Here is a 21,777-nt window from a genome sequence, read left to right as displayed (position 1 = left end):
AACGAAATTCAACTGAGAGCAGGGGAAAACACCATGCAAAATAAATTACTGATCGCTTCCGTTCTGGCTGCCACCGCAATGTTTACCGTGGCGGGCTGTTCGTCTAATCAGGCGGTGAAAACCACCGATGGCAAAACCATTGTCACCGACGGCAAGCCGCAGGTGGATGACGATACCGGTCTGGTGTCGTACAAAAACGCTGAAACCGGTCAAACCGAGCAGATTAACCGTGACCAGGTGAAATCCATGGGCGAGCTGGATAACTGATTCAGAATTCTGACGTAAGCCCGTCAATAATATTCACTATTAGCCTGTTGAATTACTGACTACACTCTTTTGTTAAAAGAAAGCAGTAACAACAGGCTAATCAATGATTCTGATAATTTACGCCCATCCTTATCCGCAGCACTCGCATGCGAATAAGCGGATGCTTGAGCAGGTAAGGACGCTTGATAACGTAGAGATACGTTCCCTCTATCAACTCTATCCCGATTTTAATATCGATATCGCCGCCGAACAGGAGGCGCTTTCCCGTGCCGATCTGATCGTCTGGCAGCATCCCATGCAGTGGTACAGTACGCCTCCGCTGCTAAAGCTATGGATCGATAAAGTCTTTTCTCACGGCTGGGCGTATGGTCATAACGGCAATGCGCTTAAAGGGAAAAGCCTGTTGTGGGCAGTCACCACTGGCGGAGGGGAAAGCCACTTTGATATTGGTTCTTTCCCGGGGTTTGACGTCCTGGCACAGCCGCTGCAGGCGACCGCGCTCTATTGTGGGCTGAACTGGCTCCCGCCTGTTGCCATGCACTGCACCTTTGTTTGCGACGATGAAACGCTGCAGGCGCAGGCTCGCCATTACAAACAACGCTTACTTGAGTGGCAGGAGGCGCACCATGGATAGCCATACGCTGATACAGGCGCTGATTTACCTCGGCGCGGCGGCGCTGATTGTTCCCGTGGCGGTGCGTCTGGGGCTGGGTTCCGTGCTCGGCTACCTGATTGCGGGCTGCGTGATTGGGCCGTGGGGCTTCCGGCTGGTCACCGATGCCGAGGCGATACTCCATTTCGCTGAAATCGGCGTGGTGCTGATGCTCTTTGTGATTGGTCTGGAGCTCGACCCGCAGCGGTTGTGGAAGCTTCGCGCCTCGGTATTTGGCGGCGGGGCGCTGCAGATGGTGGCCTGCGGCCTGCTGCTGGGCGGGTTCTGTATCCTGCTGGGCATGGACTGGAAGGTGGCGGAGCTGATCGGCATGACGCTGGCGCTCTCCTCAACGGCTATTGCCATGCAGGCGATGAACGAGCGCAATCTGACCGTTTCCCAGATGGGGCGCAGCGCGTTCTCGGTGCTGCTGTTCCAGGACATTGCCGCTATCCCGCTGGTGGCCATGATCCCGCTGCTGGCGGCCAGCGGTTCCTCTACCACGCTGGGCGCTTTTGCGCTGTCGGCTCTGAAGGTGGCGGGCGCGCTGGCGCTGGTGGTGCTGCTTGGCCGCTACGTGACCCGCCCGCTGCTGCGGTTTGTTGCCCGTTCTGGCCTGCGCGAAGTGTTCAGCGCCGTGGCGCTGTTCCTGGTATTTGGCTTCGGTCTGCTGCTGGAGGAGGCCGGGCTGTCGATGGCGATGGGGGCGTTCCTTGCAGGCGTTCTGCTGGCGAGCTCTGAATACCGTCACGCGCTGGAAAGCGATATTGAGCCGTTCAAAGGCCTGCTGCTGGGGCTGTTTTTCATCGGCGTGGGGATGTCCGTCGACTTCGGTACGCTGGTGACGCACCCGCTGCGGATCGTCATCCTGCTCGTCGGCTTCCTGGTCATTAAAATGGCGATGCTGTGGCTGATTGCGCGTCCGCTGAAGGTGCCGAATAGGCAGCGCAGCTGGTTTGCGGTTCTGCTGGGGCAGGGAAGCGAATTTGCGTTCGTGGTCTTTGGCGCGGCGCAAATGGCAAACGTCCTCGATCCCGAGTGGGCGAAAGCGCTGACGCTGGCGGTCGCGCTGTCGATGGCGGCGACGCCCGTCCTGCTGGTGGTGCTGACGCGTCTGGAAAAATCGGGCAGCGAGCAGGAGCGTGAAGCCGATGAGATTGACGAAGAGCAGCCGCGCGTGATCATTGCCGGGTTTGGCCGCTACGGGCAGATCGTAGGCCGTCTGCTGCTGTCCAGCGGGGTGAAGATGGTCATCCTCGATCACGATCCAGACCATGTTGATACCCTGCGTAAATTCGATATGAAGGTGTTTTACGGCGATGCGACCCGCGTCGACCTGCTGGAATCCGCCGGAGCGGCGAAAGCCGAGGTGCTGATCAACGCCATTGACGATCCGGAGACCAGCCTGCAGATGGTGGAAATGGCGAAAGAACATTTCCCTAGTCTGACCATCATTTCCCGTGCGCGCGATGTGGATCACTATATCCGCCTCAGGCAGGCGGGCGTTGAATCTCCCGAGCGTGAAACCTTCGAAGGCGCGCTGAAGTCTGGCCGCATGGCGCTGGAAAACCTGGGGCTCGGCGCGTATGAAGCGCGCGAACGGGCGGACCTGTTCCGCCGCTTTAATACCGAGATGGTGGAAGAGATGGCGGCGATGGCGGGCAGTACGGCCACCGAGCGAGCGGCGGTGTTTAAACGCACCAGCGCGATGCTGACGGAAATCATCAATGAGGATCGCAATCACCTGTCGCTGATCCAGCGTCACGGCTGGCAGGGCACGGAAGAGGGCAAGCATACCGGGGACCCTTCTGACGAACCGGAGAGTAAACCTTCCGCGTGAAGCGGAGTTGCCAGCAATATTAAAAAATTTCTTTATCTTTACTCTGCCGCCAGTCGACGAAAGATTAAGCTTTCCGTATAGTGGCGGCAATTTTTTGCATCCGGGAAATTTTCAATGATCAGTCTGATTGCAGCGCTGGCGGTGGACCGCGTTATCGGTATGGAAAATGCCATGCCGTGGAACCTGCCTGCCGATCTCGCATGGTTTAAACGTACTACGTTAAACAAGCCGGTAGTGATGGGCCGCCTGACCTGGGAGTCGATTGGTCGTCCATTGCCGGGCCGTAAGAATATCGTTATCAGTAGCCAGCCGGGCACTGACGATCGCGTCGAATGGGTGAAATCGGTCGACGAAGCGATTGCTGCATGCGGCAATGCCGAAGAGATCATGGTGATTGGCGGTGGCCGCGTGTACGAGCAGTTCCTGCCAAAAGCGCAGAAGCTGTATCTGACCCACATTGATGCCGAAGTTGAAGGGGATACTCATTTCCCGGACTACGATCCGGACGAGTGGGAATCGGTATTCAGCGAGTTCCACGACGCGGATGCACAGAACTCCCACAGCTACTGCTTCGAGATTCTGGAACGTCGTTAAGTGATTTTCCCTCTCCTCGCCGGGAGAGGGAATAATGTATCAGGAGGCAACGGCCTCGTTTTCTCCTGAGTTCAGCTGTCGGTTCGATGGCTGCACAAAGTACGCTTTATCTTCCCAGCGTAAGCAGGTTAACTCTCCGCCCCAGCAGCATCCGGTATCCAGACCGTAGATCCCTTCCGGCGTTCCTTTTCCTTCCAGCGCGGCCCAGTGGCCAAATACCACGCTGTACTCGCTGGTCACCGGTCCCGGAATGGCAAACCACGGCTTCAGCGGAGCGGGCGCGCTTTCCGGCGTCTCTTTGGAATACATGTCCAGCTGTCCGTTCGGGAAGCAGAAACGCATGCGGGTGAAGGCGTTGGTGATAAAGCGCAGACGGGCCAGACCGCTCAGCTCCTCGCTCCAGTGGTTTGGCATATCGCCGTACATGGCATCCAGGAAGAAAGGATACGAGTCGCTCGCCAGCACCGCCTCAACGTCACGCGCGCAGGTTTTCGCCGTCTCAAGATCCCATTGTGGGGTGATCCCGGCATGCGCCATGACCAGCTTTTTCTCTTCGTCAACCTGCAGCAGGGGCTGACGGCGCAGCCAGTTAATCAGATCGTCCGCGTCCGGCGCATCCAGCAGTGGGGTGAGGCGATCTTTAGGTTTGTTGCGGCTGATCCCGGCGAATACCGCCAGCAGATGCAGATCGTGATTACCCAGCACCATGCGCACGCTGTCGCCCAGCGATTTGACGAAACGTAATACTTCAAGAGATCCGGGGCCACGCGCGACTAAATCGCCCGTCAGCCAGAGCGTGTCCTGTCCTGGCGTAAAGTCGACCTGTTTTAACAATGCGATCAGTTCATCGTAGCAGCCGTGAACGTCGCCAATCAGATATGTAGACATTAGATTAATGAATAAGTGTGGTTACGGCGAGACGGAACACGGGAATGGCAACGCGGAAGCCATTGCCATCGACGTCGACCATTTCATAATGGCCTTGCATGGTACCCATCGGCGTTTCGATCACCGCGCCGCTGGTGTACTGATACTCTTCTCCAGGGGCGATGTGGGGCTGTTCACCGACCACACCTTCGCCCTGTACTTCGATTTCGCGGCCATTGCCGTTGGTGATAAGCCAGTAGCGCCCGCGCAGCTGCACCGGCGTCCGCCCCAGATTGCGAATGGTCACGGTGTAAGCGAAGACAAAACGTTCTTCGTCCGGGGAGGACTGGGATTCAACATAGACGCTTTGTACATGGACACAGACGCGGGGCGAATCAATCATGGCTTAACTCTCCTTCGGCGGCGCATTATCGCTGATATAATTAGCCAGCTTGCAGTACTGCTCTACGGAAATGTTCTCCGCACGCATTGCCGGGTCGATCCCCAGCTCGGCTAACACCTCAACGGTAAACGAATTGCTCAGGCTGTTACGGATCGTTTTACGGCGCTGGTTAAAGGCCTCCGTGGTGATGCGGCTGAGCACGCGCAGGTCTTTAACCGGGTACGGTTTTGTTTTGTGCGGCACAAGGCGCACAACCGCTGAATCCACTTTCGGTGGCGGCGTAAAGGCGGATGGCGGAACTTCGAGTACCGGGATCACGTTGCAGTAATACTGCGCCATCACGCTTAAACGACCATACGCTTTACTGTTCGGGCCTGCAACCAGACGGTTAACCACCTCTTTTTGCAACATGAAGTGCATGTCGGCAATGGCATCAGTATAGCTAAACAGGTGGAACATGAGCGGCGTGGAGATGTTGTACGGCAGGTTGCCGAAGACGCGCAGCGGCTGACCCATTTTTTCCGACAGTTCGCCAAAGTTCATGGTCATGGCATCCTGCTGATAGATGGTCAGCTTCGGCCCGAGGAACGGATGCGTTTGCAGGCGTGCGGCCAGATCGCGGTCCAGTTCGATGACGGTCAGCTGGTCGAGGCGTTCGCCGACCGGCTCGGTCAGCGCGGCAAGGCCCGGGCCGATTTCGACCATCGCCTGACCTTTTTGCGGATTAATAGCCGAGACAATGCTTTCGATCACGAACTGATCGTTAAGGAAGTTTTGCCCGAAACGTTTACGGGCTAAGTGGCCCTGATGGACTCGATTAGTCATTGAGTATTAACAATCATTTTGATGGCGAGATTAAGCGCCGTAATAAAACTGCCGACATCCGCTTTCCCCTGGCCTGCCAGATCCAGCGCAGTACCGTGGTCAACGGACGTTCGAATAAAGGGTAAACCGAGGGTGATATTCACCCCGCGGCCAAAGCCCTGGTATTTTAGCACGGGCAGGCCCTGATCGTGGTACATCGCGAGCACGGCGTCGGCATTATCCAGGTATTTTGGCTGGAAAAGGGTATCCGCAGGCAGCGGCCCGCTGAGGTTCATCCCCTTCGCCCGCATTTCGTTGAGCACCGGAATGATGGTGTCGATCTCTTCGGTGCCCATGTGCCCACCTTCACCGGCGTGCGGATTGAGGCCACACACCAGCACGTGCGGCTGCGGGATGCCAAATTTTGTCTGCAGGTCGTGATGCAAGATCCCGATGATCTCACGCAGGAGTTCAGGAGTAATCGCATCAGGAATGGCTTTGATCGGCAGATGGGTAGTCACCAGCGCAACGCGCATCGCCTCCGTCGCCAGCATCATCACCACTTTCGGGCTGTGCGAGCGCTCCTCGAAGAACTCCGTATGCCCGGTAAACGGTATGCCCGCTTCGTTGATAACGCCTTTGTGGACCGGGCCGGTGATCAGGGCGGCAAATTCGCCCTTCAGGCAACCGTCGCAGGCGCGCGCAAGGGTTTCAACGACATAGTGACCGTTTTCCATGCTGAGCTGGCCCGGAATAACCGGCCTGCGAAGGGGAACGGAGAGAAGAGTAAGCGTACCGGCTTGCTGCGGTGCAGGCTGTTGACCTTCAACGTAAGGGATGAGCGTTAAAGGCAGACCGAGCAATGCTGCCCGGTCCTGTAACAGTGTTGCATCGGCGCAGACCACCAGTTCCACCGGCCAGCTGCGCTGGGCGAGCTGGACAACGAGGTCAGGCCCAATCCCGGCGGGTTCGCCGGGCGTGATAACAACACGATGCTGTTTCATTAGTTGCTCAGAATTTTCACGTAAGCACTGGCGCGTTGTTCCTGCATCCAGGTAGCTGCTTCTTCAGAGAACTTACGGTTGAACAGCATACGGTAGGCTCTGTCTTTCTGAGCCGCATCCGTTTTATCCACGTTACGGGTGTCCATCAGCTCGATCAGGTGCCAGCCAAATGAAGAGTGAACCGGCGTGCTGATCTGGCCTTTGTTCAGCTTCATCAACGCGTCGCGGAAGGCAGGATCGTAAATATCCGCAGCGGCCCAGCCCAGATCGCCGCCCTGGTTAGCAGAGCCAGGATCCTGAGAGAACTCTTTTGCCGCCTTCGCAAAGGAGGTTTTACCGCTCTTAATGTCCGCAGCAATCTGTTCCAGCTTCGCACGTGCCTGATCGTCAGTCATGATCGGTGACGGTTTCAGAAGAATGTGGCGAGCGTGAACCTCAGTGACGGAAATATTTTGGCTCTGGCCGCGCAGGTCGTTCACCTTCAGAATGTGGAAGCCCACGCCTGAACGGATAGGACCGACGATATCCCCTTTCTTCGCCGTGCTCAGCGCCTGGGCAAAGATGGATGGCAGCTCCTGAATACGTCCCCAGCCCATCTGACCGCCTTTCAACGCCTGTTGGTCTGCGGAGTAGGTGATGGCCAGCTTGCCAAAGTCGCCGCCGTTACGCGCCTGTTCGACAATCGAGCGCGCCTGGCTTTCTGCTTCCGCAGCCTGATCGGACGTTGGGTTCTCTGGCAGTGGGATCAGAATGTGGCTCAGGTTCAGCTCTGTGCTCGCATCGTTCTGGTTACCCACCTGTTTTGCCAGCGCGTCCACTTCCTGAGGCAGGATGGTGACGCGGCGACGTACTTCGTTGTTACGCACTTCCGAAATCAGCATCTCTTTACGGATCTGGTTACGGTAGGTGGCGTAGCTGATGCCGTCATAGGCCAGACGGCTGCGCATCTGATCTAAAGACATATTGTTCTGCTTCGCGATGTTAGCGATCGCCTGATCGAGCTGCTCGTCAGTGACCTTCACACCCATTTTCTGCCCCATCTGCAGAACGATCTGATCCATGATCAGGCGCTCCAGGATCTGGTGGCGCAGCGTGGCGTCATCCGGAAGCTGTTGACCGGCTTCGCCCGAATTAAGCTTCACCGATTTCATCAGACCGTCAACGTCACTTTCAAGCACGACGCCGTTGTTAACCACAGCAGCGACTTTATCAACAACCTGGGGGGCCGCGAAGCTGGTATTCGCAACCATAGCGACACCGAGCAGCAGCGTTTTCCAGTTCTTCATACTTTTTCCATTTCAATTAACCGCAAAGCGGATTACGTTGCAAATCAAGCACATTACAAGGCGCTACTGTACGGCAGAATATTCGAGCGCAGCATTTTCTGGGTACCCAGACCGTAGTTGGAACTCAGGCCGCGTAGCTCGAAGTTAAAGCCAATCACGTTATCGTATTTGCTCTGATTGTTTTCAGTGTTCCAGCCGTTAAGCTTACGTTCGTAACCGACACGCAGCGCGTAACAGCAGGAGTTATATTGCAGACCTACCATCTGGTCAGCAGCTTTATTGGCGTTGGTGTCGAAGTAGTACGCGCCTACGATTGACCACCGGTCGGCGATTGGCCAGCTTGCTGCACCACCCACCTGCGAAATACCGTCTTTATACTGCTCTGCAGTACCGTAGTTCGGTAACGTCGCCTGAATATATTCCGGGCTGGCATAACGATAGGTCAACTGCACCATACGATCTTCATCCCGGCGGTACTCAATGGCTGCCGTACTGTTGGCGATATTGTCGAGACGGGTGTCATATTGCACGCCGCCGCGCAGGCCCCAACGATCGGTCATACGCCAGTAGGTGTCGCCAGCCCAAATCAGCGAACCTGTCTTGTTATCTTTCTCCCACTTGATATTGTCATCGCCCGTGCGAGACTCGGTGAAATAGTAGATTTGACCAACAGAAACGTTAAAACGTTCAACGGCGGCATCATCATATACGCGTGTTGTGACCCCGGTCGTTACCTGGTTCGCTGAAGCGATGCGGTCAAGGCCACCGTAGGTACGATCGCGGAACAGGCCGCTGTAGTCAGACTGCAGTAATGAGGAGTCGTAGTTATTGATGTTGCTCTGATCGCGATAAGGCACGTACAGGTACTGCATACGTGGCTCCAGCGTCTGGGTATAGCCATCCGCCAGAAGATCCATATTGCGTTCGAAGATCAGCTTGCCGTCCATTTTGAACTGGGGAAGCGTACGGTTTACGCTTTCCTCAAGATGGGCGTTGTTGTTGGTATTGTAATCATCAATATTTTTCTGCTGATAGTGTGTCGCCATCAGCTTGGCTTCCGTGTTCAGGCTTGCCCAGTCATTCGACCATGGCAAGTTGATGACGGGCTCCAGGTGAACACGGGTGGCTTCAGGCATACTGGAATTGGTGTTAACAAAATGCACTGCCTGGCCATAAATACGGGTGTCGAATGGACCCACATCATTCTGGTACCAGTTAACGTCCAGCTGTGGCTCGGCGCCATAGGTACTCGCCGTCTGGCTGGAGAATACCTGGAATTGTTTGTTGGTTACCGTCGCATCAAAGTTCTGCACCGCATAGCCAACGCTGAAGATCTGCGTGGCATAACCGTCGGTACTCGAACCGTATTTTGACGAGAAATCATTGAAGTAGCTCGGGTCGCTGACCTTGGTGTAGTTGACGTTGAAGCGCCACACCTGATCCATCACCCCGGAATGCTGCCAGAAATACATCCAGCGGTGCTTGTCGCCTTCGGTAGGATGCTCGTCCTGGAAAACTTTATCCGAAGGCAGATAATCCAGCTCCATCAGGCCAGCACCGGCGTGGGTCAGATAGCGGAACTCGTTCTCCCACATGATGTTGCCGCGCTTGTGGATATAGTGCGGCGTGATCGTCGCATCCATGTTGGGCGCGATGTTCCAGTAATACGGCAGGTAGAACTCAAAGTAGTTCGTGGTGCTGTATTTGGCGTTAGGGATCAGGAAGCCCGAGCGGCGTTTGTCACCCACGGGAAGCTGCAGATAAGGGCTGTAGAAAATGGGAACCGGACCCAGCTTGAAGCGGGCGTTCCAGATCTCCGCGACCTGTTCTTCGCGGTCATGGATAACCTCGCTCCCGACCACGCTCCAGGTATTTGAACCCGGCAGACATGACGTGAACGTACCGTTTTCCAGGATCGTATAGCGGTTTTCGCCACGCTGTTTCATCAGGTCTGCGTCACCGCGACCCTGGCGACCCACCATCTGGTAATCACCTTCCCAGACGTTAGTATCTTTCGTATTCAGGTTTGACCACGCTTTCGGACCTTTCAGGATGACCTGATTGTCGTCATAGTGCACATTACCCAGCGCATCCACCGTGCGTACCGGCTCGGCCGCGCCTTCCGGCTGCTTCTGGTGCAACTGCACTTCATCTGCCTGCAGACGGCTATTGCCCTGGTTAATATCCACATTGCCCGTAAACGTGGCATTGTCAGGGTAAGTCCCTTTGGAACTGTCGGCAGTAATGGTTACCGGCAAGCTATTTGTATCGCCACTCACCAGTGGGCGATTATAACTTGGGACGCCAAGCATACATTGCGAGGCGAGATCGGCCGCCAGCCCCTGTTGACTGTACAGGGCGGTGCCAATCATTGTGGCCAGGAGGGTGGGGATACGTTTTTTCATACGTTGTATTTTATTGTTCCGTCATCAGTGGCTACGGCTTACAAACGCTCAGAGACTATCTTACTCATCTGCGCAGTACCAGCGTTAATCCTGCCCGTTTGCGTGCCAGAGTGTTAGGCTCGCTATCGAATGACGAGTATGATAAAGCAAATTATAGGCGATGTCCTTCAATTGACCGTGACTTGAACACAGTGATGATGACGTTGCGTCGGCCAGGAATATGACTATCCGGGGAGTATATGCAGTATTGGGGTAAAATAATCGGCGTTGCGTTCGCCATCATCATGGGTGCCGGGTTCTGGGGAATTGTGCTTGGGCTTATTATCGGCCATATGTTTGACAAGGCGCGCAGCCGCAAAATGGCCTGGTTTGCCAATCAGCGCGAGCGTCAGTCACTCTTTTTCTCCACCACCTTTGAGGTCATGGGGCACTTAACCAAATCCAAAGGGCGCGTCACAGAAGCCGATATTCAGATTGCCAGCGTCTTTATGGATCGCATGAACCTGCACGGCGACTCCCGTCTGGCAGCGCAAAATGCGTTTCGCATCGGTAAAGCGGATAACTATCCGCTTCGCGAAAAAATGCGTCAGTTCCGCAGCATCTGCTTCGGGCGTTTTGATTTAATTCGGATGTTTCTGGAAATTCAAATCCAGGCGGCGTTTGCCGACGGTTCACTGCATCCGAATGAACGTGATGTGCTGTACGTGATTGCGGAAGAGCTGGGCATCTCCCGCATGCAGTTCGACCAGTTCCTGCGCATGATGCAGGGCGGGGCACAGTTTGGCGGCGGGTATCACCAGCAGTCGTCCGGCGGCGCCTGGCAGCAGGCGCAGCGTGGCCCAACGCTGGAAGATGCCTGCAACGTGCTTGGCGTTAAGCCGTCTGACGATCAGACCACCATCAAACGCGCCTATCGTAAGCTGATGAGCGAGCACCATCCGGACAAGCTGGTCGCGAAAGGCTTACCGCCGGAAATGATGGAGATGGCGAAGCAAAAAGCGCAGGAAATCCAGAAGGCGTACGAGCTGATTAAAGAGAAGAAAGGTTTCAAATGAGAAAAAGCCCGACGACGTCGGGCTTTTTTTCGGGCTTTTTTAGAAGTCCACCGGGGCTTTAAACGTCATCGCGTTGCCGAAGGCCGGATGGGTGATGGTGAGCGTCTGGGCGTGCAGCTGCAGACGTGGCGCAAGCGCCAGCGCTTCCGGCGGCGCGTAAAACCGGTCGCCCAGAATCGGGTGACCTAAGGCAAGCATATGCACGCGCAGCTGGTGTGAACGTCCGGTAATCGGCTTAAGCAGGACGCGCGCGGTGTTATCCGGCGCGTACTCCAGCACTTCATATTCGGTCTGCGCGGCCTTGCCAGTTTCATAGCACACCTTCTGCTTTGGCCGGTTCGGCCAGTCGCAGATCAGCGGTAAATCCACCAGCCCTTCCGCCTGCGCCGGGTGACCCCAGACGCGGGCGACGTACTGCTTTTTCGGCTCGCGCTCGCGGAACTGGCGCTTTAACTCGCGTTCCGCGGCCTTATTCAGCGCCACCACAATCACGCCGCTGGTGGCCATATCCAGACGATGGACGGACTCCGCCTGCGGATAATCGCGCTGAATGCGCGTCATCACGCTGTCTTTGTGCTCGTCCAGACGCCCCGGCACGGACAGCAGGCCGCTCGGCTTGTTGACCACCATAATGTGTTCATCCTGGTACAGAATGACCAGCCAGGGATCCTGCGGCGGATTGTAAGGCTCCATCACCATCTTGCGCTCCGTTTACTGATGCGTCACAACGATAAGACGCAGGGCATCCAGACGCCAGCTTGCCTGGTTGAGGCTTTCCAGCACCTGCTGACGGTTGCTTTCAATCGCCGTCAGCTCGTCGTCACGGATGTTAGGGTTTACGGCCTTCAACGCTTCCAGACGCGACAGCTCGGCAGACAGTTTCTCGTCGGCTTCACTGCGCGCGGCGTCAATCAGCGCTCGGGCCGCTTTCTCAATCTGGGTTTCGCCCAGCTGCAGAATGGCGTGCACGTCCTGCTGTACCGCGTTAACCAGCTTGCTGCCCGTGTGGCGGTTCACCGCGCTCAGCTGTCGGTTGAAGCTTTCGAATTCAACCTGTCCAGCCAGGTTGGTACCGTTTTTATCCAGCAGCAGACGCACCGGCGTTGGCGGCAGGAAGCGGGTAAGCTGCAGCTGTTTCGGCGCCTGCGCTTCCACCACGTAAATCAGCTCCACCAGCAGCGTGCCCACCGGCAGCGCCTTGTTCTTCAGCAGGGAGATGGTGCTGCTGCCGGTATCGCCGGAGAGGATCAGGTCCAGGCCGTTGCGGATCAGCGGGTGTTCCCAGGTGATGAACTGCGCATCTTCGCGGGACAGCGCCACGTCACGCTCGAAGGTGATGGTGCAGCCATCTTCCGGCAGGCCCGGGAAATCCGGCACCAGCATGTGATCGGACGGGATCAGGACAATCAGGTTCTCGCCGCGATCGTCCTGGTTGATGCCGACGATGTCGAACAGGTTCATGGAGAAGCTGATCAGGCTGGTGTCATCATCTTGTTCTTCAATGCACTCGGCCAGCGCCTGGGCTTTTTCACCGCCGTTGGAGTGAATTTCCAGCAGGCGGTCGCGGCCCTGCTCCAGCTGCGCTTTCAGCGCGTCGTGCTTCTCGCGGCAGGACTTGATCAGATCGTCAAAGCCGTCGGTGTTTTCCGGCGCGGCCAGGTAGCCGATCAGATCCCCATGCACCTGGTCGTAAATGGTGCGGCCCGTCGGGCAGGTATGTTCAAACGCGTCCAGACCTTCGTGGAACCAGCGCACCAGCACGGACTGGGCGGTTTTTTCCAGATAAGGCACGTGGATCTGAATATCATGCGCCTGGCCGATACGGTCCAGACGGCCAATACGCTGCTCCAGCAGATCCGGGTTAAACGGCAGGTCGAACATCACCAGGTTGCTGGCGAACTGGAAGTTACGGCCTTCAGAGCCGATTTCCGAACACAGCAGCACCTGTGCGCCGCTGTCCTCTTCCGCAAACCACGCCGCGGCGCGGTCGCGTTCCACGATGGACATGCCCTCGTGGAACACGGCGGCGCGAATGCCTTCACGCTCGCGCAGAACCTGCTCCAACTGCAGCGCGGTGGCCGCTTTGGCGCAGATCACCAGCACCTTCTGGGAGCGGTGCGCGGTCAGGTAGCCCATCAGCCACTCCACGCGCGGGTCAAAGTTCCACCAGGTGCCGGTATCGCCTTCAAATTCCTGGTAGATTTGTTCCGGGTAGAGCATGTCGCGGGCGCGCTCTTCCTGGGTTTTGCGCGCGCCCATAATGCCGGAGACCTTGATTGCCGTCTGATACTGCGTCGGCAGCGGCAGCCTGATGGTGTGCAGCTCGCGTTTCGGGAAACCTTTCACGCCGTTGCGGGTGTTACGGAACAGCACGCGGCTGGTGCCGTGGCGATCCATCAGCATGTCGATCAGCTCTTTACGCGCGGATCCCGCGTTGTCGCTGTCGCTGTTCGCGGCCTGTAAAAGCGGCTCGATATCCTGCTCGCCGATCAGCTCGCTCAGGGTGTTGAGTTCGTCATTAGAGAGACGCTTGCCCGCCAGCAGCATGGCGACGGCGTCCGCGACCGGACGGTAGTTATTCTGTTCTTCCACAAACTGCGCAAAGTCGTGGAAACGGTTTGGATCGAGCAGGCGCAGGCGGGCGAAGTGGCTTTCGAGGCCCAGCTGCTCCGGCGTTGCGGTCAGCAGCAGGACGCCCGGGACGTGCTCGGCAAGCTGCTCGATCGCCAGGTATTCGCGGCTTGGCGCGTCTTCGCTCCAGACCAGGTGGTGCGCTTCGTCAACGACCATAATGTCCCACTCGGCATCGCACAGGTGCTCAAGACGCTGCTTGCTGCGGCGCACGAAGTCCAGGGAGCAAATCACCAGCTGTTCGGTTTCAAACGGGTTGTCCGCATCGTGCTGCGCTTCGGCGTAGCGTTCGTCGTCGAAGAGAGAGAAACGCAGGTTGAAGCGGCGCAGCATCTCAACCAGCCACTGGTGCTGCAGGGTTTCAGGCACCACGATCAGCACGCGCTCGGCGGCGCCGGAAAGCAGCTGTTGATGCAGGATCATGCCCGCTTCAATGGTTTTACCCAGGCCCACTTCATCGGCCAGCAGCACGCGCGGCGCATGGCGACGGCCCACGTCATGGGCGATGTTCAGCTGGTGGGGGATCAGGCTGGTGCGCTGGCCGCGCAGGCCGCTCCACGGCATGCGGTACTGTTCACTCTGGAACTTGCGCGCGCGATAGCGCAGGGAGAAACGATCCATACGGTCGATTTGCCCGGCAAACAGGCGGTCCTGCGGCTTGCTGAACACCAGCTTGCTGTCGAGCAGCACCTCACGCAGGATGACATTGGCCTCGTCGGTGTCCAGACGAGTGCCGATATAGGCGAGCAGTCCATTCTCTTCTTTTACGTCTTCAATCTTGAGCTGCCAGCCGTCATGGCTGGTCACGGTGTCACCCGGATTAAACATCACGCGGGTTACAGGGGAGTCATTGCGAGCGTACAGGCGGTTTTCACCGGTGGCAGGGAAGAGGAGGGTAACCATGCGCGCATCGACGGCAACGACGGTTCCTAATCCAAGTTCGCTTTCTGTATCGCTGATCCAGCGTTGACCAAGTGTAAAAGGCATAGTTGTTCGGCTCTAATCTTAATTGCAGGCAATAGTTCGACCCCCGTCAAATAAAGACGGTCATCGAAAAATGGGTCCGGGAATGGAAAGGGCGCTATGGTACTGGATGGCAGCCATTTCGTCACGCGTCAAAATAGGCCAAGTTGCCCTGTAACCAGTGTAGCAAAGTCGTCGTCGATGAAGGGCAAAATTCCGTCGGCGACCGGCTGAAGCTGACGCGTCAAATAGTGATCGTAATCGAGCGGTGAGTGCTGATAATCCACGGGTTCCGGGCCGTTAGTTGTCCAGACGTATTTGATGGTTCCCCGGTTCTGGTACTGCGGCGCGCGGCCGCGCTTCACGTTCTCTTCATCCGCCAGGCGCGCGGCGCGCACGTGCGGAGGAACGTTGCGCTGGTACTCCGCCAGCGGGCGGCGCAGGCGCTTGCGGTAGACCAGCTGGTTATCCAGTTCGCCCGCCATCAGGCTGGCTATCGTCTCGCGCACGTAGTCCTGATAGGGCTCATTGCGGAACACCCGCAGGTAGAGCGTCTGCTGGAACTGCTGCGCCAGCGGGGTCCAGTCGGTGCGCACCGTCTCCAGCCCTTTAAAAACCATCCGCTGCGCGTCGCCTTCCTGAATCAGCCCGGCGTAGCGCTTCTTGCTGCCCTGATCGGTACCGCGAATGGTGGGCATTAAAAAGCGGGCGAAATGGGTTTCAAATTCCAGCTCCAGCGCGCTGGTTAACCGCGCTTTCTGCAAATGTGCCTGCCACCAGTCGTTCACGAAGGCGACCAGCGCTTTGCCGATTTGCGCGGCGTCGTCTTCTGAATGCGCGCCCTTAAGCCAGACAAAGGTGGAGTCCGTGTCGCCGTAGATGACGTCATAGCCCCGGGATTCAATCAGCGCTTTGGTCTGGCGCATAATCTCGTGCCCGCGCATGGTGATCGAGGAGGCGAGACGCGGATCAAAGAAACGGCAGGCGCTGGTGCCCAGCACGCCGTAGAAGGCGTTCATGATGATTTTCAGCGCCTGCGAGAGCGGCTTGTTGCCGTGGCGTTTGGCCTCGTCGCGGCCGTGCCAGATGCTGCCCACAATGTCAGGCAGGCAGTGTTTTTCCCGCGAGAAGCGTGCGCCGAGGAAGCCTTCGGTGCTGTGCTCATCATCCGGCTGGGCCATGCCCTCAACCAGCCCGACGGGATCGATCAGGAAGGTGCGGATGATCGACGGGTACAGGCTTTTGTAGTCCAGGACCAGTACCGAGTCGTACAACCCTGGACGCGAATCCATAACGTAGCCGCCGGGGCTCGCCTGCGGCGGCACGTCCCCGAGGTTGGGTGCGACGTAGCCTGCCCGGTGCATTCGCGGAAAATAGAGGTGGCTAAAGGCGGCAACCGAGCCGCCGTGCCTGTCGACCGCGAGGCCGTTCACCGTCGCGCGCTCCAGCAGGAACGGCATGATCTCGGTTTTGTGGAATATCTGCGTGACCAGCTCGCAGTCTTTCAGGTTATAGGTGGCGAGCGCGGGCTTATCCTGGTTAAAGCGCCGGTCGATCTCGTCCATTCGGTCCCAGGGATTGTCGATGGATTTGCCTTCGCCAAGCAGCTCCTGGGCGACCGCTTCGAGGGAGAATGACGAGAAGTTCCAGAAGGCGGACTTCAGCGCCTCGATGCCGTCGATAATCAGGCGGCCATTGGCCTGGGCGAAGAAGACGCCGTTCTTGAAGCCGTGTTCGCGCCATTCCAGCTCGCTGTTTCCGCGCCCGAGCATCAGCGGGATACGGTAGCGCTCGGCATGCTTTTGCAGCACGCGCAGGTCGAACTGCACCACGTTCCAGCCAATCAGGACGTCGGGATCGTAGTCGGCAAACCACTGGTTAAGCTTCTCCAGCAGCTGCGGGCGGCTGTTGACGTACTCAAGCCGGAAATCCAGCGCGGAGGCATCGCCGTTCGGCGGCCCGAGCATATAGACAACCCGATCGCCGCAGCCTTCCAGACCAATGCAGTACAGCTCGCCATGGCGGGTGGTTTCAATATCCAGGGAGACCCACTTCAGCGGTGGACGATAGTGCGGATTCGGCTTCAGGCGCGCGTTAACGAGGCTGCCGTTATGCTCGGTGCCATCGACCCAGGCGGGCGCGGTGATAAAACGCTCCATCAGAAAGCGTTCCGGTGGGCGGATATCGGCTTCGTAGAGCGTCACGCCCGCCTCGCGCAGCAGTTTTTCATAGCGCATCAGCTGACGATGGGCGCGGCAGTAGAGGCCGTAAACCGGCTGGCGGTGGAAATCTTTCAGCTCAAGGGGCGTTATGCGCCAGCCGTTTTCGCCGCGCAGCAGCTGTCTGACTTTTTCGACGTGCGCTTCAGGGATAAACGCCACGGACTCCTGCGGCGGCAGCGTGACGTGCAGCGGACCGTTGTCCGTCGCCAGCCAGAACGCAACCTCGGTGCCCTGAGGCGTATCCCGCCAGTGTCGGGTCAGTAAAAAGCCTTCTTGCGCCTGCGTCACGCCGTTATCCCATAAAACAAAACCAGGCCTGATTATAGCCTGGTTGAGGTGGGTTTGCTGGGGTTTTATACAGTACCTGTTTTGCCGGATGGCGCTGCGCTTATCCGGCCTACAGGATCCGTAGGCCCGGTAAGCGCAGCGCCACCGGGCAATGATTTACTGCCCGTAATACGCCTTTGCACCGTGCTTGCGCAGGTAATGCTTATCCAGCAGGGTTCGCTGCATATCCGGCAGCTGCGGCGCGAGCTGGCGACAGAAGATCCCCATATAGGCAACCTCTTCCAGCACGATGGCGTTATGTACCGCATCCTCCGCGTTTTTCCCCCAGGCAAACGGGCCGTGGGAGTGCACCAGCACGCCGGGCATTTGCGCCGCGTCGATACCCTGTTTTTCGAAGGTTTCGACAATCACGTTGCCGGTTTCCCACTCATACTCGCCGTTGATTTCCGCATCGGTCATCAGGCGCGTGCAGGGAATGGTGCCGTAAAAGTAATCCGCGTGGGTGGTACCCGTGGCCGGAATAGACTGGCCCGCCTGCGCCCAGATGGTGGCATGGCGGGAATGGGTATGCACAATGCCGCCGATGGTCGGGAATGCCTGATACAGCAGGCGGTGAGTCGGCGTATCGGACGACGGCTTTTTGTTCCCTTCCACCACTTCACCCGTTTCGATGCTGACCACCACCATATCGTCCGCCGTCATCACCGCGTAATCCACGCCTGAAGGCTTAATCACGAACACGCCTTTTTCGCGGTCGACGGCGCTGACGTTGCCCCAGGTCAGGGTCACCAGGTTATGTTTCGGCAGCGCCAGGTTGGCATCAAGCACCTGCTGCTTCAAAACTTCGAGCATTACGTTCTCCTTGCCGGGTGGCGCTTCGCTTACCCAGCCTACGGTTTTGTAGGCCCGGTAAACGCAGTGCCACCGGGCATTTCGTACTTAGCGTTTTGAACCGTAATAGACTTCGTTCCAGCGCAGCGCGTCTTTGAAGGCGGGCAGGCGGGTGTCGTTATCAATCACGGTCAGTTCGATATCGTGCAGCTCGGCGAACTGGCGCATGTCGTTCAGATCCAGCGCGTGGCTGAAGACGGTATGGTGCGCGCCACCGGCCAGGATCCAGGCTTCTGACGCGGTTGGCAGGTCCGGCTGTGCTTTCCACAGGGCGTTGGCGACCGGCAGTTTCGGCAGGGAGTGCGGCGTTTCAACCGCATCGACGCAGTTCACCAGCAGGCGGAAACGATCGCCCAGATCGATCAGGCTGGCGTTGATGGCCGGGCCCGTGCGGGTGTTGAAGATCAGACGCGCCGGATCGGCCTTACCGCCGATGCCGAGGTACTGCACGTCAAGGATCGGCTTCTCTTCGACGGCGATCGACGGGCACACTTCCAGCATGTGCGAGCCGAGCACCAGGTCATTGCCGTTTTCGAAGTGGTAGGTGTAGTCCTCCATAAAGGAGGTGCCGCCCTGCAGACCGGTCGACATCACCTTCATGATGCGAAGCAGAGCGGCAGTTTTCCAGTCGCCTTCGCCCGCAAAGCCGTAGCCCTGCTGCATCAGACGTTGTACCGCCAGACCCGGCAGCTGTTTCAGACCGTGGAGGTCTTCAAAGGTGGTGGTAAAGGCGTGGAAGCCGCCCTGTTCCAGGAAGCGCTTCATGCCCAGCTCGATACGCGCCGCGTCCAGCATGTTCTGGCGCTTGTCTCCGTTGATTTGTGCCGCAGGCGTCAGGCGGTAGCTGCTTTCGTACTCGTCCACCAGCGCGCTTACGTCGCCGTCGCTGATTTCATTGACCACCTGCACCAGGTCGCCCACCGCCCAGGTATTGACGGAGAAGCCGAACTTAATCTGCGCGGCCACTTTGTCGCCGTCGGTGACCGCCACCTCACGCATGTTGTCGCCGAAACGCACCACTTTCAGGTGGCGGGTATCCTGTTTTGATACCGCCTGGCGCATCCACGAGCCGATACGCTGTTGCGCCTTGCCATCCTGCCAGTGGCCGGTGACTACCGCGTGCTGCTGACGCATGCGCGCGCCGATGAAGCCGAACTCGCGGCCGCCGTGCGCGGTCTGGTTCAGGTTCATAAAGTCCATGTCGATGCTGTCCCACGGCAGGGAGGCGTTGAACTGGGTATGGAACTGCAGCAGCGGTTTGTTGAGGATAGACAGGCCGTTGATCCACATTTTGGCCGGTGAGAAGGTGTGCAGCCACACCACCAGACCGGCGCATTTATCGTCGTAGTTGGCGTCGCGGCAGATGTGGGTGATTTCGTCCGGCGTCGTGCCCAGCGGTTTCAGCACCAGCTTGCACGGCAGCTTGGCCTCCGCGTTCAGCGCGTTGACGACGTGCTCCGCGTGTTTCGTCACCTGCTGTAGCGCTTCCGGTCCGTACAGATGCTGGCTGCCAATCACAAACCACACTTCATAGTTATTAAAAATGGTCATCATCGTGTCCTTAATGGGTCAGGGTTGCCGTAGTGTCCGCGGTGCTTTTGGCCGGGGCGGCGACAGGGAGATAGTGAAGTTCAGCGCTTTTTGCCCACTGCTGGTAGCGCTGATAAAGCTGTTCAAAGCGTTGCGCCTGCTGGGCGCGCGGCTGGAGCGTGTTTTCGACGGCGCTCGCCATATGCTGCTGCGCGGTCGGGATATCCGCATGGACGCCTGCGGCCACGGCGGCGAAAATCGCCGCGCCCAGCGCGCAGCACTGATCGGAGGCCACAATCTGCAGCGGACGGTTCAGCACATCGCAGCAGGCCTGCATGATCACCGGGTTTTTACGGGCGATGCCGCCCAGCGCCATCACGCTGTTGACGTCGATACCCTGTTCGATGAAGCACTCCATAATGGCGCGCGCGCCGAAGGCCGTGGCGGCAATCAGGCCGCCGAACAGCGCAGGGGCGTCGGTCGCCAGGTTGAGATCGGTAATAACCCCTTTCAGGCGCTGGTTGGCAAACGGCGTGCGGCGACCGTTGAACCAGTCCAGCACCACCGGCAGGTGATCGAGAGACGGGTTTTTTGCCCAGGCTTCCGTGAGCTGCGGCAGAAGCTGCTTTTTGCTCTCTGCGATCTGAGTTTTCAGTTCAGGATGCGCTGCCGCCAGCCGATCCAGCGGCCAGCCCAGCACGCGGCCAAACCAGGCGTAGATATCGCCAAACGCGGACTGACCGGCTTCCAGCCCGATAAAGTCCGGCACCACGCTGCCGTCAACCTGGCCGCAGATGCCTTTTACCGCGCGGTCGCCAACGGTGGCTTTATCCGCCGTCAGGATGTCGCAGGTTGACGTTCCGATGACTTTGACCAGCGTGTTTGGCTGCGCGCCCGCGCCCACGGCGCCCATGTGGCAGTCAAAGGCGCCGCCGGAGATGGCCACGTTCTGCGGCAGGCCGAGGCGCGTCGCCCACTCTTCGCAGAGCGTGCCCACCGGAATATCGGCGGTGAAGGTGTCGGTAAACAGCGGATAGGTCAGGCTCTTGTTGATAATCGGGTCGAGCTCATCGAAGAACGCGGACGGAGGCAGGCCGCCCCAGCTTTCATGCCACAGGGATTTATGCCCGGCGCTGCAGCGACCGCGGCGGATGTCCTGCGGACGGGTCGTGCCGGAGAGCAGGGCGGGCACCCAGTCGCACAGCTCAATCCACGATGCCGCAGCCTGCGCGACGGCGGCGTCGGCACGGGTGACGTGAAGGATCTTGGCCCAGAACCACTCGCTGGAGTAAATCCCGCCGATGTAGCGCGAGTAGTCGGTTTTGCCCGGCTGATGGCACAGGCGCGTAATGGCTTCGGCCTCTTCCACGGCGGTATGGTCTTTCCACAGCACGAACATGGCGTTCGGGTTGTCGGCAAACTCCGGGCGCAGCGCCAGCACGTGGCCTTCGGCATCCACCGGAGCAGGCGTGGAGCCGGTGCTGTCGACGCCAATCCCGACAATTTCCGCCCGTTGGGCGTCAGTCAGTTCTGCCAGAACGGTTTTGATCGCCGCTTCCATCGACTCAATGTAGTCACGCGGGTGGTGGCGGAACTGGTTGTTTGGCGCATCGCAGTAGCGCCCCTCTTGCCAGCGCGGGTACCACTCAACGCTGGTTGCTATTTCCCGGCCAGTGGTACAGTCCACTGCCAGCGCGCGAACCGAATCGCTGCCAAAATCGAGGCCAATCGCAATTGCCATGGTGTTGCTCCATCGAAAAAACAGGTATGGAAGAACATTAGAGACTGGGGGCAAAAGTCGTCAGGCAGGATCCGCTAATCTTATGGACTAAATTGCTGTTACAACGGAAAGTGTGACGCCGTGCAAATATTCAATGTGGACATTTCTGCCGCACTTATAGACACTTTTGTTACTGCTCATCCGCCTGCTCTGGCGGAGAAATCAGGGGTAAAGGCTGAAACATGGCGGACGTAAAAGCGGCGTGATGCTTTTTAGATCGTTTCGCGGGCCATTTTTAAGCTGCTTTTAGTGATATGGACAATTGGTTTCCTTCAGGACCCTTGGGAGAACTGAA

At 58.1% G+C, this 21,777-nt stretch carries 17 protein-coding genes; 5 read left to right on the top strand and 12 right to left on the bottom strand.

Annotation, left to right across the window (positions count from 1 at the left end):
- The first annotated feature begins 33 nt into the window (after positions 1-33).
- From ACJBF3_RS13560 to folA, 4 genes are all read left to right on the top strand, one after another.
- Complete coding sequence (locus ACJBF3_RS13560; RefSeq protein ID WP_003856439.1) at positions 34-267, top strand: YgdI/YgdR family lipoprotein; 234 nt, start codon at positions 34-36, stop codon at positions 265-267.
- A 103-nt stretch (positions 268-370) separates the two neighbouring features.
- Entirely contained in the window at positions 371-901 is a 531-nt protein-coding gene (gene kefF, locus ACJBF3_RS13555; RefSeq protein WP_045327649.1) for a glutathione-regulated potassium-efflux system oxidoreductase KefF, read from the top strand.
- Positions 894-2,759 (top strand): glutathione-regulated potassium-efflux system protein KefC, encoded by a 1,866-nt coding sequence (gene kefC, locus ACJBF3_RS13550; RefSeq protein WP_045327652.1) that lies wholly within the window; start codon positions 894-896, stop codon positions 2,757-2,759. The genes kefF and kefC overlap by 8 nt, the downstream gene beginning before the upstream one ends.
- Before the next feature lie 114 nt (positions 2,760-2,873).
- Positions 2,874-3,353 (top strand): type 3 dihydrofolate reductase, encoded by a 480-nt coding sequence (gene folA / locus ACJBF3_RS13545; RefSeq protein ID WP_008502023.1) that lies wholly within the window; start codon positions 2,874-2,876, stop codon positions 3,351-3,353.
- A 39-nt stretch (positions 3,354-3,392) separates the two neighbouring features.
- Here the strand turns inward: folA and apaH are convergent, their stop codons facing one another.
- The 6 genes from apaH to lptD are packed head-to-tail and all read right to left on the bottom strand — an operon-like array spanning position 3,393 to position 10,122.
- The gene (gene apaH, locus ACJBF3_RS13540; RefSeq protein WP_045327655.1) at positions 3,393-4,241 is read right to left on the bottom strand and encodes a bis(5'-nucleosyl)-tetraphosphatase (symmetrical) ApaH; all 849 of its coding nucleotides are present in this window, start codon (positions 4,239-4,241) and stop codon (positions 3,393-3,395) included.
- 4 nt (positions 4,242-4,245) lie between these two features.
- The gene (apaG, locus tag ACJBF3_RS13535; RefSeq protein ID WP_032644031.1) at positions 4,246-4,623 is read right to left on the bottom strand and encodes a Co2+/Mg2+ efflux protein ApaG; all 378 of its coding nucleotides are present in this window, start codon (positions 4,621-4,623) and stop codon (positions 4,246-4,248) included.
- A gap of 3 nt (positions 4,624-4,626) precedes the next feature.
- A complete protein-coding gene (gene rsmA / locus ACJBF3_RS13530; protein ID WP_045327661.1) occupies positions 4,627-5,448 on the bottom strand; it encodes a 16S rRNA (adenine(1518)-N(6)/adenine(1519)-N(6))-dimethyltransferase RsmA in 822 nt (273 codons plus the stop codon).
- The gene (gene pdxA, locus ACJBF3_RS13525; RefSeq protein WP_045327663.1) at positions 5,445-6,431 is read right to left on the bottom strand and encodes a 4-hydroxythreonine-4-phosphate dehydrogenase PdxA; all 987 of its coding nucleotides are present in this window, start codon (positions 6,429-6,431) and stop codon (positions 5,445-5,447) included. Before pdxA ends, rsmA begins: the two co-directional genes overlap by 4 nt.
- A complete protein-coding gene (gene surA / locus ACJBF3_RS13520) occupies positions 6,431-7,717 on the bottom strand; it encodes a peptidylprolyl isomerase SurA (RefSeq protein ID WP_045327665.1) in 1,287 nt (428 codons plus the stop codon). Before surA ends, pdxA begins: the two co-directional genes overlap by 1 nt.
- 53 nt (positions 7,718-7,770) lie before the next feature.
- Positions 7,771-10,122, bottom strand: coding sequence for an LPS assembly protein LptD (lptD, locus tag ACJBF3_RS13515; RefSeq protein ID WP_045327666.1), 2,352 nt, complete (start codon positions 10,120-10,122; stop codon positions 7,771-7,773).
- A gap of 239 nt (positions 10,123-10,361) precedes the next feature.
- Between lptD and djlA the strand changes: the two genes are divergently transcribed.
- Entirely contained in the window at positions 10,362-11,177 is an 816-nt protein-coding gene (gene djlA / locus ACJBF3_RS13510) for a co-chaperone DjlA (protein ID WP_045327669.1), read from the top strand.
- Between the two features lie 39 nt (positions 11,178-11,216).
- Here the strand turns inward: djlA and rluA are convergent, their stop codons facing one another.
- The 6 genes from rluA to araB all read right to left on the bottom strand — a co-directional run bounded on the left by rluA (position 11,217) and on the right by araB (position 21,443).
- Entirely contained in the window at positions 11,217-11,876 is a 660-nt protein-coding gene (rluA, locus tag ACJBF3_RS13505) for a bifunctional tRNA pseudouridine(32) synthase/23S rRNA pseudouridine(746) synthase RluA (RefSeq protein WP_008502014.1), read from the bottom strand.
- Positions 11,877-11,888: 12 nt separating this feature from the next.
- Positions 11,889-14,795, bottom strand: a complete 2,907-nt coding sequence (gene rapA, locus ACJBF3_RS13500) for an RNA polymerase-associated protein RapA (RefSeq protein WP_045327673.1) — start codon at positions 14,793-14,795, stop codon at positions 11,889-11,891.
- A 128-nt stretch (positions 14,796-14,923) separates the two neighbouring features.
- A complete protein-coding gene (gene polB, locus ACJBF3_RS13495) occupies positions 14,924-17,281 on the bottom strand; it encodes a DNA polymerase II (protein ID WP_045327674.1) in 2,358 nt (785 codons plus the stop codon).
- Positions 17,282-17,437: 156 nt separating this feature from the next.
- The gene (gene araD, locus ACJBF3_RS13490; RefSeq protein ID WP_045327676.1) at positions 17,438-18,133 is read right to left on the bottom strand and encodes an L-ribulose-5-phosphate 4-epimerase; all 696 of its coding nucleotides are present in this window, start codon (positions 18,131-18,133) and stop codon (positions 17,438-17,440) included.
- A gap of 87 nt (positions 18,134-18,220) precedes the next feature.
- Positions 18,221-19,723 carry an L-arabinose isomerase gene (araA, locus tag ACJBF3_RS13485; RefSeq protein WP_045327678.1) on the bottom strand — a complete coding sequence of 501 codons (1,503 nt, stop codon included), beginning with the start codon at positions 19,721-19,723 and terminating at the stop codon, positions 18,221-18,223.
- A 10-nt stretch (positions 19,724-19,733) separates the two neighbouring features.
- Positions 19,734-21,443 (bottom strand): ribulokinase, encoded by a 1,710-nt coding sequence (araB, locus tag ACJBF3_RS13480; protein WP_045327680.1) that lies wholly within the window; start codon positions 21,441-21,443, stop codon positions 19,734-19,736.
- Positions 21,444-21,777: the final 334 nt, after the last annotated feature.

It is taken from the genome of Enterobacter sp. PP-008-ECC_S150, from assembly GCF_045257065.1.
GTDB classification, from domain to species: domain Bacteria; phylum Pseudomonadota; class Gammaproteobacteria; order Enterobacterales; family Enterobacteriaceae; genus Enterobacter; species Enterobacter chengduensis.
The sequence above is the reverse complement of the archived record's forward strand: the minus strand, read 5'-3'. Positions and strand labels throughout refer to the sequence as shown.